The organism is Arthrobacter humicola (assembly GCF_022803015.1).
GTDB classification, from domain to species: Bacteria; Actinomycetota; Actinomycetes; order Actinomycetales; family Micrococcaceae; genus Arthrobacter; species Arthrobacter humicola_A.
This window is the reverse complement of sequence record NZ_JAFKON010000008.1, coordinates 120,639-134,550: the sequence shown is the minus strand read 5'-3', so window position 1 is coordinate 134,550 and position 13,912 is coordinate 120,639. Positions and strand designations below refer to the sequence as shown.

Genomic DNA, 13,912 nt, shown 5'->3' with positions numbered 1-13,912 from the left:
TACAAAGGAGTAATCGCTGGGCGGGCCCGAAAGGTTACGCACCAATCGGAAATTTTCTTGATTTCTTTTTTGAGCCGGCGTTGCCGGGATTAACGACGACGGCGGCGGACCCCGCCAGGGAACCCGCCGCCGTGGTGCGCCGGGTCAGGAGCGGAAGAGTCCGCTGTAGGCGTTCAGGGCGATCTGGCCGCCGAGGTGGGCGTAGAGGACATTGCTGCCGGCCGGAATTTCCCGGCTTTTCACGAGGTCGATCAGCCCGGCGAGGGACTTTCCCTCGTAGACGGGATCGGTGATCATGGCCTCGAGCGAGGCGCCCAGCCGAATGGCCTCCAGGGTGGAATCGACGGGAATCCCATAAAGGTCCCCGGCCCAGCCCTCCATGACGTTGATTTCCTCGTCCCGGAGTTCCCTGCCCAGGCCGATCAGCTCGGCGGTGTTCCGGGCGATGCGTTCCACCTGGTCACGGGACTTCGCCAGAGTTGCCGACGCGTCGATGCCGATCACGCGGCGCGGTTTGTCCTGGCCGGCAAAACCCGCGATCATCCCGGCGTGGGTGGAGCCCGTGACGGTGCAGACGACAATCGTCTCGAAAAAGATGCCGAGCTCGCGCTCCTGCTCTTCCACCTCGTAGGCCCAGTTGGCGAAGCCCAGACCGCCCAGCCTGTGGTCGGACCCGCCGGCCGGGATCGCGTAGGGCGTGCCGCCGGCGGCCCTGACCTCTTCGATGGCGGTCTCCCAGCTGCTGCGGATGCCGATGTCGAAGCCCGCACTGTCCAGCCGCACGTCGGCGCCCATGATCCGCGAGAGCAGGATGTTGCCTACCCGGTCGGACAACGGATCGGGCCAGTCGACCCAGTTTTCCTGAACCAGGCGTGCTTTGAGGCCGAGTTTCGCCGCCACCGCCGCGACCTGGCGGGTGTGGTTGGACTGGTAGCCGCCAATCGAGACGAGGGTGTCCGCGCCCTGTGCCAGGGCCTCCGGGACGAAGTACTCCAGCTTGCGCGTCTTGTTGCCGCCAAACGCGAGGCCGCTGTTGACGTCCTCGCGTTTCGCCCAGATCTGCGCCCCGCCCAGGTGTGCGCTGAGCCGCGGCAGCGGATGGATGGGGCTCGGGCCAAACATCAGGGGGTAGCGTTCGAAATCGGTGATGGCCATCGTCGGTCCTTCGCTCGCGGTGGGAAACGGACACAGCAAATATGCAATATATTGCATTGTCGGATACAGGCTCCGGAAGGGCAAGAGGGATATACGATATGTTGCATGCCCGTACCCTCGCTCGCCGGAGTCCACAAGAGGCCGCTGCTGCGGGACAACGTCTTTGAATCGATCCGTAACGCGATCGTCGACGGCACCTTCGAGCCCGGCGAACGGCTGAAGGACGCCGAACTGGAAGCGTGGCTCGGCGTGAGCCGGACACCCATCCGCGAGGCGCTGCTGCGGCTGGAACGCGCCGGCCTGGTGGTTGCGCTGCCGGGCAAGGCGACCATCGTGGCCCCGTGCGACCCGGCGTCGACCCTCAGCACGCAGCAGGTGGTGGCGGGACTGCACGAACTGGCCGCACGCCTGGCCGTCCCGCTCCTGGCGGAGGAGCACCTCGCCGCCATGGCCGGGGCCAATGTACGCTTCGAACAGGCCCTGCAGGCGGCGGAGGTCGAGTCGGCACTGCGGGCCGATGACGATTTCCACGCCGTCTTTGTCACGGTCAGCGGCAACCCGGTGCTCCGGGAACTCCTGGAACAAACCACCCCCGTCCTGCGCCGGGTGGAGCGGATGCGCTTCGGCTCCTTTGCCGCCCGGGAATCGGTGGCGCAGCACGCTGAAATCATCCGGCTCGCCCGCCGTGGCGACGCCGAGGCCGCCGCCAGAGCGTGCCGGGAGAACTGGCTCTCGCTGCGGTTCACGTCCGCGGAAGACCCCGCCTAGGAACGTTGTGGTCCCGCCTAGGCCTAGGCGGGACCCAGACGTGGCTACGGCCTTGGCTGCGGCCTTAACCGCGACGGCGGCGGCCCGCCCCTGCAAGGGCGACCCGCCGCCGTCGTACGCCGGTCAGTGTTGCGTCAACGGGTGCTAATCGTTGATGAGGTCGTTGACCACGATCGTCTGGTCGCGGTCCGGGCCGACGCCGATCGCGGAGAACCGGGTACCGGAGAGCTTTTCCAGGGCCAGGACGTAGTTCCGGGCGTTCTCCGGCAGGTCCTCCAGGGTGCGGGCGCCGGTGATGTCCTCGGTCCAGCCTTCGAAGTATTCGAAGATCGGCTTGGCGTGGTGGAACTCGGTCTGGGTCATGGGCATTTCGTCGTGCCGCACGCCGTCGACGTCGTAGGCCACGCAGACCGGGATCTGTTCGATGCCCGTCAGCACGTCCAGCTTGGTGACGAAGTAGTCCGTAAAGCCGTTGACCCGGGAGGCGTGGCGTGCCAGCACGGCGTCGTACCAGCCGCAGCGGCGGGGACGGCCGGTGTTGACGCCGAACTCGCCGCCGGTCTTCTGCAGGTACATGCCCATCTCATCGAACAGCTCCGTCGGGAACGGCCCTGCGCCCACGCGGGTGGTGTAGGCCTTGATGATGCCGATGGAACGCGAGATCCGGGTGGGGCCGATGCCGGAGCCCACGGAGGCGCCGCCCGCGGTCGGGTTCGAGGACGTCACGAAGGGGTAGGTGCCGTGGTCAACGTCCAGGAAGGTGGCCTGGCCGCCCTCCATGAGGACCACCTTGCCCTCGTCCAGGGCGGTGTTCAGGACGTAGGTGCTGTCGATGACCAGCGGACGGAGGCGCTCGGCGAAGGACAGGAAGTACTCCACGATCTCGTCCACCTCGATGTCCCGGCGGTTGTAGACCTTGACCAGGAGCTCGTTCTTCTGGCGCAGCGAACCCTCTACCTTCTGGCGCAGGATCGAGGCGTCAAAGACGTCCTGGACGCGGATGCCAAGGCGGGCCACCTTGTCCATGTAGGCCGGGCCGATGCCGCGGCCGGTGGTGCCGATGGCGCGGCTGCCGAGGAACCGCTCGGTGACCTTGTCCAGGACCTGGTGGTAGGGCGCCACGAGGTGCGCGTTGGCGGAGACGCGCAGCTTGGAGGTGTCCGCACCGCGGGCCTCCAGTCCGTCGATCTCCTGGAACAGGGCTTCCAGGTTCACCACGCAGCCGTTGCCGATGATCGGAACCGCGTTCGGGCTCAGGATGCCGGCCGGAAGGAGCTTGAGCTCATACTTCTCACCGCCTACGACGACGGTGTGCCCGGCGTTGTTGCCGCCGTTGGGCTTGACGACATAGTCGACGCGGCCGCCAAGCAGGTCAGTGGCCTTACCTTTGCCTTCGTCGCCCCATTGGGCTCCGACGATCACGATTGCTGGCATGGGATCCTCCCCCATTCGTTCGGGCCGAACTGCGTTTAATGACCAGGCGGTCACCGCAGCTCAGCGCCGTTCATGAGAATGCCCCGAATCTATCGCTGTGTTCGTATCCAACGCCAGAGTTCCGGGGCTCTTACCACCCAAGTTTAGCCGAAATCGGTGCCCGGCATCGCTTTGGGTCCTTGCTTGGACGCGCCGTCCCGACGGTGGTGAACGCCGGGGCGGCTTCCGCGAGGGAGGGCCACGCGTCCGCCGCGGCGGACGAGCCGTTCTTTTTTCATGGCGTTCGCCATTGCTGCATCATCCGCCGGCTCAGGCCCGACACATAGCGGGCACCACTTGCGGGACGGCGCAGGGTGGAATTGAGTGGGAGTGAGAATCCCGAGCGGCCGAAAGGAAACCGCGCTATGCCCCGGACCACTGACCACATCCGTGTGACCCATGCCGGCTCGTTGCCCCGCACGCCGGAGCTGATCGCCGCGAACGAGGCCAAGGAAACGGACGGCATCACGCCCGAATTCCTGGACCTGCTCGAAACCTCGGTGGTGGACGTCGTCCAGCGCCAGAAGGAGCTGGGCATCGACATCCCCAATGACGGCGAGTACGGGCACACGATGTCCAGCTCCGTGGACTACGGCGCCTGGTGGAATTACTCCTTCTCACGGCTCGGCGGCCTGGAACCGACCGACGTGGACCGCTGGGCCGACGCCACGGTGCACCGTTCCTCGCCCGGCCACATCGTCCTGACCTCCTTCCCGGACCGCCGGGACCGGCAGACGTTCGATGACGCCTACAACGACCCCTCCTCCGGGATCCTGGCCCACCGCAGGGCCGTCACGCAGCCCAAGATCGCCGGGCCGCTGACGTACACGGGCCAGGAGCTCGTGGCCTCGGACGTTGCCAACCTCAAGACCGGCCTGGCCGCGGCCGGACTCGCCGAGGGGTTCATCGCCTCCCTCTCGCCCGGTTCGTGCGCCCGGGTGGCCAACGAGTACTACGGCAGCGACGAGGAACTCCTCTACGCCTGCGCCGACGCGATGCGAGAGGAATACAAGGCCATCATCGACGCCGGCCTGACAGTCCAGCTCGACGACCCCTCCCTGGCCGAGAGCTGGGACCAGATCAACCCCGAGCCGAGCCTGGCGGACTACCTGAAGTTCATCCAACTCCGGGTCGAAGCAACGAACTGGGCGCTGCGCGGTCTTCCCCCGGAGCAGATCCGGCTGCATGTCTGTTGGGGTTCCTGGCACGGCCCGCACACCACGGACATCCCCTTCGCGGACATCGTCGACTCAGTCCTGCAGGTCAATGCCGGCGGCTACTCCTTCGAGGCGGCCAACGTCCGGCACGAGCACGAATGGCGCGTCTGGGAGGATGCGAAGCTCCCCGAGGGGAAGGTCATCATCCCCGGCGTCGTCTCGCACGCCACCAACGTCGTGGAGCATCCGGACCTCGTGGCCGACCGGATCGTGCGCTTCGCCGAGCTCGTGGGACGGGAAAACGTGATTGCGTCCACCGATTGCGGGCTGGGCGGCAGGGTGCATCCCCAAATCGCGTACGCCAAGCTGGAGGCCCTCGGCGAAGGCGCACGCCGCGCCACCCAGCGGCTCTGGTAGCAGCACCGGGCCGGCGGGGTCCGGCCCGGTGCCGCATTTCGCGGGGCTTGATAGACTGATAAGGATCGACCAGGAATCGGTCCACACCACATTTTCAAACCACACCATTGCTCCGCATGCCCGTATTCGGCGTGCCTGCATCCGGTGTGGCAGCTTTGCCAATCCCGCAGGAGACCCAGCAACATATGACAGCCCTGGCCACCGAAAATTTCCGCGAAGAGCTTCTGAGCCGCCGGTACGAACCTAACGTCGCCCCCGTCAACGAGCTCCTTGACGTCCTCCAGGCAACCAAAGCTGGCACCGCTGTCCCCTACGTGGACCCCATGCACGACGTCGACGAGTGCCGGATCATCAGCCTGTACTCCAACATCGGCACCGCTGACGCGTCAGGCTTCATCACCGCCGGCGACGACGAGGCCGCCACCCGCATGCTGGGCATCCAGTGGAAACTCGGCCTGCGCCCCGAATTCGTCATGCCCTGGAACGTCCACCCGTGGCACGTCCCCGGCGAGCCGAACGGCAAGTTCACGCCGGACCAGATTTCCGCGGGCCTGAAGCCGCTGCTGAAGTTCCTGGCCCTCGTTCCCCGCGCCTCCGTGATCGTCGCCCACGGCACCGAGGCCAACCGCCTGGCCAACCTGCTGCTCAAGACCGAAGTGCCCATGATCTGGCGCCGCGGCCTGAAGACCTACAAGGTCCGCTCGCTCAGCGGCCGGGCGTTCGCCGGCACCCCGGCCCGGCAGGAAGAGTACCTGGCGGAGATGCACACCGCGTACGCGGACGCCATGGCCCGCACGGGCCTGGCCAAGGCCAGCTGACCCACGCACGCACAAACGACGGCGGGCTCCCACCTCAAGGTGGGAGCCCGCCGTCGTCTGTTAAACCGCAACGCGTTGCCTGGTGCCGCCTCAGCCCTCGGCTTCGATGGCCGCCTTCGCGCCGGGATCGGAATCCTTCAGGAACTTTTCAATCCGCTCCGGCTCCTCAGCCTCGCCGATCGCCGCGGACGCACGGCCAAGCGAGTAGAGGGAGCGCAGGAAGCCGCGGTTGGGTTCGTGCTCCCACGGGATCGGCCCGACGCCGCGCCAGCCGTTGCGGCGCAGCGAGTCCAGGCCGCGGTGGTAGCCGACCCGCGAGTACGCGTAGGAATCGATGGTGCGGCCCTCGTCCCAGGCCTCCTCGGCGAGGATGGCCCACAGGAGCGAGGAGGTGGGGTGCTTCGCCACGAGGTCCACGGCTTCCTGGCCGAGCGCGAGATGCTGGTAGATCTCGCTCTCGGCAGGCAGGAGCGTGGGCTCGGGACCCATCAGGTTTTTCCGGAACTCGTCGGACATGGCTAGAAGGTCTTGCCGGTGGAACCCAGCTGCTGGGCGGCCTCGACCACGCGGGCGGCCAGACCGGCCTCCGCCGAAGCGCCCCAGACGCGGGGATCGTAGAGCTTCTTGTTGCCGACCTCGCCGTCGACCTTCAGCACGCCGTCGTAGTTGCGGAACATGTGGTCCACCACGGGGCGGGTGTAGGCGTACTGGGTGTCGGTGTCGATGTTCATCTTGATGACGCCGTAGGAGACGGCGTCCGCGATTTCCTTGTCCGAGGATCCGGAGCCGCCGTGGAACACGAGGTCGAACGGGTTGGCCTTGCCGATCTTGGCGCCGACCTGCTCCTGGATGTCCTTGAGGATCTCGGGGCGGAGCTTGACGCCGCCCGGCTTGTAGACGCCGTGCACGTTGCCGAAGGTCAGCGCCGTGATGTAGCGGCCGTTTTCGCCGGAACCGAGCGCGTCGATGGTGGCCAGGGCGTCCTCGACCGTGGTGTAGAGCTTGTCGTTGATGGCGTTCTCGACGCCGTCTTCCTCGCCGCCCACGGTGCCGATCTCGACCTCGAGGATCATCTTGGCGGCGGCGGTGCGCTCGAGCAGTTCACGGGCGATCCGCAGGTTTTCCTGCAGGGTCTCGGCGGAGCCGTCCCACATGTGCGAGTTGAAGAGGGGGTTGCGGCCTGCCTTGACCTCGGCCTCGGAGGCGGCGAGCAGCGGGAGCACAAAGCCGTCCAGCTTGTCCTTGGGGCAGTGGTCCGTGTGCAGGGCGATGTTCACGCCGTAGTTTTTCGCGACTTCGCGGGCGAACGCGGCAAAGCCGAGGGAGCCGGCAACCATGTCCTTGGTGGAGGCGCCGGACCAGTAAGCTGCACCGCCGGTGGAGACCTGGACGATGCCGTCGGACTCGGCCTCGGCGAAGCCGCGCAGGGCGGCGTTCAGGGTCTGGGAGGACGTGACGTTGACCGCCGGGAAGGCGAAGCCGCCCGTCTTTGCACGGTCGATCATCTCGGAGTAGATCTCTGGGGTTGCAATGGGCATGCTGACTCCTAATGTGAATTTCGTCTACGGGCTGGTGATCCTGGAGGGAACCTCGTCGGCTAGGAACCATCCTAGCCATTCCTGCGCCGGGTCCGTGTCTCCGGTCACGTGGCCCCTGTAACACTCGCGGCCGGGCGCTTCGGTCATGGTTCCGGCCTGCCAGCGGACTGGCCGGCGCCGGCCTCGCCGCCGGCATTGCGCCGGGCGCTGGCGGTGCGCCGGGCGCTGGCGGTGCGCCGGCCGCTGGCGGTGGCTTTAGCCCGGGAGCTGGCCGAACACGTGGCGGCGGATCCAGGCGTGCATCGCGATCGCGGCGGCGGAGGCTGCGTTGATGGAACGGGTGGAGCCGAACTGTTCGACCGACAGGGTGTCCAGCGCCGCTTCGTGGACTTCAGGGGTCAGGCCCGGGCCTTCCTGGCCGAAGACCAGGACGCAGTCCTTGGGCAGTTCGTAGGTCTCCAGCGGCACCGAGTCCGGGAAGATGTCGATCCCGATGATCGCCAGCCCCTCCCCCTGCGCCCAGGCCACGAAGTCCTCAACGGTGGGGTGGTGGCGGACGTGCTGGTAGCGGTCGGTGACCATGGCCCCGCGGCGGTTCCACCGGCGTCGTCCGATGATGTGGACTTCCTTGGCCAGGAACGCGTTGGCGGTCCGGACCACGGTGCCGATGTTGAGGTCGTGCTGCCAGTTCTCGATCGCGATGTGGAAATTGTGGCGTTTGGAGTCCAGGTCGGCCACGATCGCCTCGTGCTTCCAGTAGCGGTATTTGTCCACCACGTTGCGCCGGTCGCCGTCCGCCAGGAGGTCAGGATCCCAGTGCCCGCCCTGTGGAAGTTCGCCTTCCCAGGGGCCGACGCCGACCTCCGCCTTCGGTTCCGGCCCTTCCTCTGCGGCGGGAAGGGACGGGGCGGGGCTATCGGGCTGTTCAGTCACTCCTCAACATTAGACTGGGAGCCAGTAAGCAGCACATCACCAGCGGCGGAGGTCCCCCATGGCAGAGTCAGACGAAGTACGTTCATCGGCGTCGGTATACCGCAGCGGCCAGGAAATCGAGTGCTGGCTCACGGACATGGATGGTGTGCTGGTCCACGAGAACCAGCCCATCCCGGGCGCGGCGGAGCTGATCCAGCGCTGGGTGGACACCTCCAAGCGGTTCCTCGTGCTGACCAACAACTCAATCTTCACGCCCCGGGACCTCGCGGCCCGGCTGAGCTCTTCCGGGCTGGAAATCCCGGAGGAGAACATCTGGACCTCGGCCCTGGCCACGGCCCAGTTCCTCAAGGACCAGGTCCGCGGCTCGGAGTCGGGAAACCGCGCCTACACGATCGGCGAAGCAGGACTCACGACGGCGCTCCACGAGGCCGGCTTCATCCTCACCGACCAGAACCCCGACTTCGTGGTGCTCGGCGAGACCCGCACGTATTCGTTTGAAGCCATCACCATGGCCATCCGCCTGATCCTCGCCGGCGCGCGTTTCATCGCCACCAACCCGGACGCCACCGGGCCCTCGAAGGACGGCCCCATGCCTGCCACCGGGGCCATCGCCGCCCTCATCACCAAGGCCACGGGCCGCGAACCGTACATTGTGGGCAAGCCCAACCCGATGATGTTCCGGTCTGCAATGAACCAGATCGACGCGCACTCGGAAACCACGGCGATGATCGGTGACCGCATGGACACCGACATCATCGCCGGCATGGAGGCGGGCCTGCACACGGTGCTGGTGCTCAGCGGCATCACCCACCGGGACGATATCGCCGCGTATCCGTTCCGGCCGAACCAGATCCTGAATTCCGTGGCGGACCTCAAGAACCAGATCTGAGCAACACCCCGGAACGCGATACCTCAGAACGCGGTCTTCTTCCCGCCGCCGCCGGGCAGCGGGAAGAGATCGTCCTGGAGTTTCTCGATGATGGGCCGGTAGATGAACGGACTCCAGCCAGGGCTCGCGTGCTCCGGCCTCGCCCCGTCGGTGCGCAGGTCATCCGAGACCATGTTGGTTTTGAAGGACAGTGACCAGGTGTCCCGGGCGGTCTCGTAATCAACCGTCTTGTCCCGGGGGTTGCCGATGAACGCCATCTTCGTTTCGCCCAGCTTCCCGACGAAACGGCTGGCCTCAAAGTGGAAGATGTACGCGGATTCGGACTGGATCAGCACGCTGGACGGCGCGATCGGGGACAGCTGTTCCAGTGTCTGGTCCACCACCTGGCCCCAACTGCGTTCATTCTTGTGCAGCATCCTCTCGCCGAGCTCGTAGCCGCCGCGCAGCACTGTGGGGAAGCGGAACCCGCTTTCGTAGAGCAGCACCACGCCCTCGAACCAGCTCTGGTCCAGCACGTCGTGCCGGCTCGCCGGGCTGGAGTCGAGGAGGATGAACGCCACTTCGACGCCGTGCAGTTCGCGCAGCCGGGCCGCCACCTGGGTAGCCACCATGCCGCCAAAACTATGGCCGTAGAAGTAGAGGCTGGTGAGATTGTGGGCGCGGACGTGCTCGATCACGGCGATGACCACCTCGTCGATGTCCAGGCCTTCGTTGGAATACCCGACGGCGGCGAGCTGGCCCCTCTTGTTCAGGGAGCCGCGCAGCGCGTTCAGGATCCACAGGGCTTCTTCCCAGCTCGTTTTGTAGCCGGGGAACAGGATCCAGCTGGCGTGGGGGTAATACCGTTCGGCAACGTCATCAGGTACTTCGAGGATCCGGCTGACACGCCGCTCGGCCTGCACACGCTGAGTGAACAGCATGTCCGCCGCCAGCAGCGACGCGGACCCGGCGCCGATCAGGAACGATCGGCGGGAAACCCGTTTAAGCTCGACGGCGCGGCGGAGCATGCGGGCCTCGGAAGCACCGGGGCCTCGCGGATGGTTCGGATCCACCTCGGCCGGCACATCTCTACCGTATCCACGCTTCGGCGGGGATGAGAAACCGGACCATACAGCGGTCACGAAGCCCAGCGTGGAAGCGCCGCTGGCACGCCGTTGGCGGGCCGCTGGAGCGCGGTTGGCGCCGTTGGAGCGCCGTTGGAGCGCCGTTGCCGGTTACGCGGGTTCGGGCTCGCGGCCGACCTCGCGGCGGCTGATTTCCATGCCGATCTCGTCATAGGTCGCCAGGAGTTCCGACCGGGCCATGTCAGCGGGATCATCGAGAAGGCCGAACACAGAGTCGCTCGCGGCGAAGAGTTCGTCGTCGGAGAATCGGTGCAGCTTCCGGGTGCCTGAGGGATCGATCGAGGCCGTAAATTCCCCGGCCATGTCCAGGGGTGGCAAGGCGGCGGAATCGTCGCGGTGCGCGGTCAGTTCCAGGGAGACTCCGCCGGGAGCCGGCATGCCGGCGACCTCCGAACCGGAGGCCCCGCCGTCGATCGCGTTGAGGTCGTTGCGCAGGCCGGCCAGCGCCACTGATTCCACGAATGCGGCCAGGCCGAGGTCAACGCGGATGTGCGAGATGATTCCCATGCGGCGGACGCGCTGGATAATGTGCATCAGGGAGGGGCGGGAGGCCTGTGTGAGGCTCCCCCGGACACTAATCCGGACGACGTCGGAAACGACATCGAGTTTGACGTGGGCTTGCAGTGTTTGGTCCATAGGTACTCCAAATAAGGATGTCTATGGCCGACGGCTCAACCGCATTCAGCGTATCCGCGCTTGTGGTCGCACACAAGTCATAGGCGGCTGCCGGTTCAGCCGGCCTGCCGCCTATCCGGCTCCTCGTAGTGCGTCCGGGTTGCCGTTCCGCCGACAGACTGCACCAGGGATTTGGCGATGTCGCGCAGCTTGACGTTGCCGTTGCTGGAGGCGTCGGTGAGGATCCGGACGGCGGTTTCCTGGTCGCAACGGTTCTGCGCCATAACGATCCCGATGGCCATGTCGATCACGGTCCGGGATTCAAGCGTGGCGCGCAGGTTTGTGGCACTGTCCGTGTGCAGCGAGAACCGGACTGCCAGCCGCAGCGCCTGGGAGATTTCGCGGGTGTAGCCGCGGGCCCGGACCGCGACGTCGCCGTCGAACTTGTGCGGGACATCGGAGTAGAGGTTCAGGGCCGCCTGGGCTTCGCCCTGGAGGTGGAAAGGCACCGACAACACCGAGCGCAGGCCGTGCGAGGCGACGGCGGAGGCGTAGTCAGGACCCCAGCGGTCCTCGTCGAAGAGGTCCGGGACGTAGACCTCCCGTTCCTCCTTGGCGGCGGTCAGGCAGGGGCCCTGGGACAGTGAGTACTGGATCTCGTCCACTTCGCGGGCGGAGTCGCTGCTCCACCCGATCGTGGCGGCCTTACGGTCCCGGAGCAGGGTGATTCCGCACAGCGCGTCGTCGCCGGAGCCGGCCACCTGGTGCGCGGAAAAACGCGCGAGTTCGTTCAGGAACTCTTCGAAGTCCGCGCTGTCCAGGATCAGGTTCTGGATCTGGTCGACCGTTCCCACCGAGATGTCGGCGCCCTGCCCCTCAGGGCCGCGGTTCACACCGCTGTTCAGGGACTTTTCGGACGGGAGCATGGCGCGTGTTCTCCAGATAAAGGATGGACGGGTATGGGACAAATGATAGGTCACGGCCCATACCCCGTCCACCTCTGCCGTCCGGCGTCGAACCCCTAGCTAAGGCCGAGTTCGTCCTTGCCGAAGGCGAAGAGATACGGAACACCGGCTTCGGCCTCGATCTTTTCCTTGGCCCCGGTGTCGCGGTCCACGATCACGGCGACGGCCACCACGTTGCCGCCGGCCTTGCGGACGCCCTCGACGGCGGTCAGCGCGGACCCGCCGGTGGTTGAGGTGTCCTCCAGGACCAGGACCTTGCGGCCCTCGACCGAGGGGCCTTCCACCTGGCGGCCCATGCCGTAGGACTTCTGCGCCTTGCGGACCACGAAAGCGTCCACCGGGCGGCCGGCGTCGACGGCGGCATGCATGACGGCGGTGCCCACCGGGTCCGCCCCCATGGTGAGTCCCCCGGCGCACTCGAAATCGATCCCGGCGTCCTCCATCAGCGAGAGCATGACCTGTCCGACGAGTTTGGACGCCTCGTGGTGCAGGGTGATGCGGCGCAGGTCGATGTAGTAGTCGGCTTCGGCGCCGCTGGAGAGGATGACCTTGCCGCGGACTACGGCCAGTTCCTTGATCAGGTCCAGGAGTCGGGCACGGGCAGCGGCAGCGTTGGCTGCGAAGTCACGGGTGGCAGTCATGGCTCCCAGTTTAGTGGCTGGTCCGCCGCAGATTCCCAGCCGGTGAGCTGTATGTCGGTCCCGGGTCAGGGCTAGGGCTGCGGCTGGGGTTCGGCACGCCGCGCGAAGGCCGGTGCGTGCTCGGGCCGCGGACCAAAGGCGATGAAGCGGGGAATGATCTTGCGGAACGCCGGAACGTGCCGGGCGAAGAAGAGTGCCGCGGCCGGAAATTTTGTCCGCTTCCCGGTCATGACCGGGACGAAGATCGCGCGTTGCATGATCCGTTGGACGGTCTGCACAATGACGGTCGGCAGCCGGCGCCGTCGTTCCACTTTCTCAAGGTCCGCCGTGGTTACCCGGCCCCGGAGCAGTGCGGGGGCAAGGTACTCGGCGGCGGCGGCCGCGTCCTGGATGGCGAGGTTGATTCCGACGCCGCCGGCCGGGGACATCGCATGCGCGGCGTCCCCGATGAACAGCAGCCCGTTGATGTGCCACGAGCGCAGCCGGTTCAGGCGCACGTCCAGCCAGTGAAGGTCATCGAGGGATTTGATGGCGTCCACCCGGTCCGCGAGATCGGGGCGGAGCCCTGCGACCCGCCGTCGGAAGCCCTCAACGCCTTCCGCACGGATCCGGGCGTCGGCGCCCTTGGCGGCGAGGTAGCCCATTTGGTAGTAGTCGTTGCGGAACAGGGCCAGCAGCGCCTCGCCGGGCCCGAACGCCGGCACAAGCCCGGCCACCTCACCCGTTTCGGAGGGATAGCGGGGCAACCGGAACCACCAGGTGTCGAAGGGCACCGGGAACTCCTTTGGCGCCAGCCCGGCCGCAGTGCGCAGCGCGGAATGGCGGCCGTCCGTGGCAACCACCAGATCCGCCAGCAGCTCGTCCTGCGTGCCGTCGGGAGTCCTGAAGCGGACTCCGCGGACGCGGCCCCCGTTGCGGACCAGGCCGGTGGCGGTGTGGCTCATGAGCAGCGTAAACCCCGGTTCCTGTGCGGCGGCGTCGGCGAGGAAGCTCAGGAAATCCCACTGCGGCATCATGGCGATGTAGTTGTACGGCGGCGGCAGGGCGTCAAAGTCACCCATGGTCACGGACGGCCCGCCCGGGACCGGGAAAACGACGTTCTTCAGGCGGCTCTGCGGCAGCCGGCGGAACTCCTGGCCGAGCCCAAGTTCGTCAATGAGCCGGATGGTGGACGGGTGCACGGTGTCGCCGCGGAAGTCGCGCAGAAAATCGGCGTGCTTCTCCAACACCGTCACCCGCACCCCGGCGCGTGCCAGGAGCAAGCCCAGCATCATCCCCGCAGGTCCACCGCCCACCACCGCGCATCCGGTCTTCTCCATGGCCCCACGCTACGCCTGCGCGGGGTGCCGCGGGAGGGTTTTTCGCGCACGTTTCGGACCCGCGCCGCGGCTTCGGACCGGCGCGGCGGGGATCCGCGCA

The 13,912-nt window shown here is 66.8% G+C and carries 14 protein-coding genes; 4 read left to right on the top strand and 10 right to left on the bottom strand.

Annotated features, from left to right (window positions below; genetic code table 11):
* Window positions 1–144: 144 nt before the first annotated feature.
* Complete coding sequence (locus ARTB_RS16005; protein ID WP_243181437.1) at window positions 145–1,155, bottom strand: 1-aminocyclopropane-1-carboxylate deaminase; 1,011 nt, start codon at window positions 1,153–1,155, stop codon at window positions 145–147.
* A gap of 105 nt (window positions 1,156–1,260) precedes the next feature.
* Here ARTB_RS16005 and ARTB_RS16000 point away from each other — a divergent pair, with 105 nt between their 5' ends.
* The gene (locus ARTB_RS16000; RefSeq protein WP_243181436.1) at window positions 1,261–1,923 is read left to right on the top strand and encodes a GntR family transcriptional regulator; all 663 of its coding nucleotides are present in this window, start codon (window positions 1,261–1,263) and stop codon (window positions 1,921–1,923) included.
* Between the two features lie 144 nt (window positions 1,924–2,067).
* On the opposite strand, the gene ARTB_RS15995 is transcribed toward ARTB_RS16000, so the two are convergent.
* The gene (locus ARTB_RS15995; RefSeq protein ID WP_223983709.1) at window positions 2,068–3,357 is read right to left on the bottom strand and encodes an adenylosuccinate synthase; all 1,290 of its coding nucleotides are present in this window, start codon (window positions 3,355–3,357) and stop codon (window positions 2,068–2,070) included.
* Window positions 3,358–3,761: 404 nt separating this feature from the next.
* Here ARTB_RS15995 and ARTB_RS15990 point away from each other — a divergent pair, with 404 nt between their 5' ends.
* Window positions 3,762–4,970, top strand: coding sequence for a cobalamin-independent methionine synthase II family protein (locus ARTB_RS15990; RefSeq protein WP_243181435.1), 1,209 nt, complete (start codon window positions 3,762–3,764; stop codon window positions 4,968–4,970).
* Window positions 4,971–5,155: 185 nt separating this feature from the next.
* Window positions 5,156–5,788, top strand: a complete 633-nt coding sequence (locus ARTB_RS15985; RefSeq protein ID WP_028277428.1) for a uracil-DNA glycosylase — start codon at window positions 5,156–5,158, stop codon at window positions 5,786–5,788.
* A 90-nt stretch (window positions 5,789–5,878) separates the two neighbouring features.
* On the opposite strand, the gene ARTB_RS15980 is transcribed toward ARTB_RS15985, so the two are convergent.
* The 3 genes from ARTB_RS15980 to ARTB_RS15970 form a co-directional block, all read right to left on the bottom strand.
* The gene (locus ARTB_RS15980; RefSeq protein ID WP_028277429.1) at window positions 5,879–6,304 is read right to left on the bottom strand and encodes a DUF3151 domain-containing protein; all 426 of its coding nucleotides are present in this window, start codon (window positions 6,302–6,304) and stop codon (window positions 5,879–5,881) included.
* A gap of 2 nt (window positions 6,305–6,306) precedes the next feature.
* Complete coding sequence (fbaA, locus tag ARTB_RS15975; protein WP_243181434.1) at window positions 6,307–7,326, bottom strand: class II fructose-bisphosphate aldolase; 1,020 nt, start codon at window positions 7,324–7,326, stop codon at window positions 6,307–6,309.
* 255 nt (window positions 7,327–7,581) lie between these two features.
* Complete coding sequence (locus ARTB_RS15970) at window positions 7,582–8,259, bottom strand: TrmH family RNA methyltransferase (RefSeq protein ID WP_243181433.1); 678 nt, start codon at window positions 8,257–8,259, stop codon at window positions 7,582–7,584.
* Between the two features lie 58 nt (window positions 8,260–8,317).
* Between ARTB_RS15970 and ARTB_RS15965 the strand changes: the two genes are divergently transcribed.
* The gene (locus ARTB_RS15965) at window positions 8,318–9,148 is read left to right on the top strand and encodes an HAD-IIA family hydrolase (RefSeq protein ID WP_028277432.1); all 831 of its coding nucleotides are present in this window, start codon (window positions 8,318–8,320) and stop codon (window positions 9,146–9,148) included.
* 23 nt (window positions 9,149–9,171) lie between these two features.
* Here the strand turns inward: ARTB_RS15965 and ARTB_RS15960 are convergent, their stop codons facing one another.
* From ARTB_RS15960 to ARTB_RS15940, 5 genes are all read right to left on the bottom strand, one after another.
* Window positions 9,172–10,155, bottom strand: a complete 984-nt coding sequence (locus tag ARTB_RS15960; RefSeq protein WP_243181528.1) for a thioesterase domain-containing protein — start codon at window positions 10,153–10,155, stop codon at window positions 9,172–9,174.
* A gap of 207 nt (window positions 10,156–10,362) precedes the next feature.
* The gene (locus ARTB_RS15955) at window positions 10,363–10,908 is read right to left on the bottom strand and encodes a hypothetical protein (protein WP_243181432.1); all 546 of its coding nucleotides are present in this window, start codon (window positions 10,906–10,908) and stop codon (window positions 10,363–10,365) included.
* A 95-nt stretch (window positions 10,909–11,003) separates the two neighbouring features.
* Window positions 11,004–11,813: a GAF and ANTAR domain-containing protein gene (locus ARTB_RS15950; RefSeq protein WP_243181431.1), complete on the bottom strand. Its 810-nt coding sequence runs from the start codon at window positions 11,811–11,813 to the stop codon at window positions 11,004–11,006.
* Window positions 11,814–11,908: 95 nt separating this feature from the next.
* Window positions 11,909–12,493, bottom strand: a complete 585-nt coding sequence (gene pyrE / locus ARTB_RS15945; RefSeq protein ID WP_243181430.1) for an orotate phosphoribosyltransferase — start codon at window positions 12,491–12,493, stop codon at window positions 11,909–11,911.
* A 71-nt stretch (window positions 12,494–12,564) separates the two neighbouring features.
* Complete coding sequence (locus tag ARTB_RS15940; RefSeq protein ID WP_043436308.1) at window positions 12,565–13,812, bottom strand: FAD-dependent oxidoreductase; 1,248 nt, start codon at window positions 13,810–13,812, stop codon at window positions 12,565–12,567.
* Window positions 13,813–13,912 lie beyond the last annotated feature (100 nt).

What these genes read in the sequence shown, in the direction of transcription:
- ARTB_RS16005 (WP_243181437.1), bottom strand. Translation starts at nt 1,155, where the DNA reads ATGGCCATCACCGATTTCGAACGCTACCCCCTGATGTTTGGCCCGAGC.
- ARTB_RS16000 (WP_243181436.1), top strand. Translation starts at nt 1,261, where the DNA reads ATGCCCGTACCCTCGCTCGCCGGAGTCCACAAGAGGCCGCTGCTGCGG.
- ARTB_RS15995 (WP_223983709.1), bottom strand. Translation starts at nt 3,357, where the DNA reads ATGCCAGCAATCGTGATCGTCGGAGCCCAATGGGGCGACGAAGGCAAA.
- ARTB_RS15990 (WP_243181435.1), top strand. Translation starts at nt 3,762, where the DNA reads ATGCCCCGGACCACTGACCACATCCGTGTGACCCATGCCGGCTCGTTG.
- ARTB_RS15985 (WP_028277428.1), top strand. Translation starts at nt 5,156, where the DNA reads ATGACAGCCCTGGCCACCGAAAATTTCCGCGAAGAGCTTCTGAGCCGC.
- ARTB_RS15980 (WP_028277429.1), bottom strand. Translation starts at nt 6,304, where the DNA reads ATGTCCGACGAGTTCCGGAAAAACCTGATGGGTCCCGAGCCCACGCTC.
- fbaA (WP_243181434.1), bottom strand. Translation starts at nt 7,326, where the DNA reads ATGCCCATTGCAACCCCAGAGATCTACTCCGAGATGATCGACCGTGCA.
- ARTB_RS15965 (WP_028277432.1), top strand. Translation starts at nt 8,318, where the DNA reads ATGGCAGAGTCAGACGAAGTACGTTCATCGGCGTCGGTATACCGCAGC.
- ARTB_RS15960 (WP_243181528.1), bottom strand. Translation starts at nt 10,155, where the DNA reads ATGCTCCGCCGCGCCGTCGAGCTTAAACGGGTTTCCCGCCGATCGTTC.
- ARTB_RS15955 (WP_243181432.1), bottom strand. Translation starts at nt 10,908, where the DNA reads ATGGACCAAACACTGCAAGCCCACGTCAAACTCGATGTCGTTTCCGAC.
- ARTB_RS15950 (WP_243181431.1), bottom strand. Translation starts at nt 11,813, where the DNA reads ATGCTCCCGTCCGAAAAGTCCCTGAACAGCGGTGTGAACCGCGGCCCT.
- pyrE (WP_243181430.1), bottom strand. Translation starts at nt 12,493, where the DNA reads ATGACTGCCACCCGTGACTTCGCAGCCAACGCTGCCGCTGCCCGTGCC.
- ARTB_RS15940 (WP_043436308.1), bottom strand. Translation starts at nt 13,812, where the DNA reads ATGGAGAAGACCGGATGCGCGGTGGTGGGCGGTGGACCTGCGGGGATG.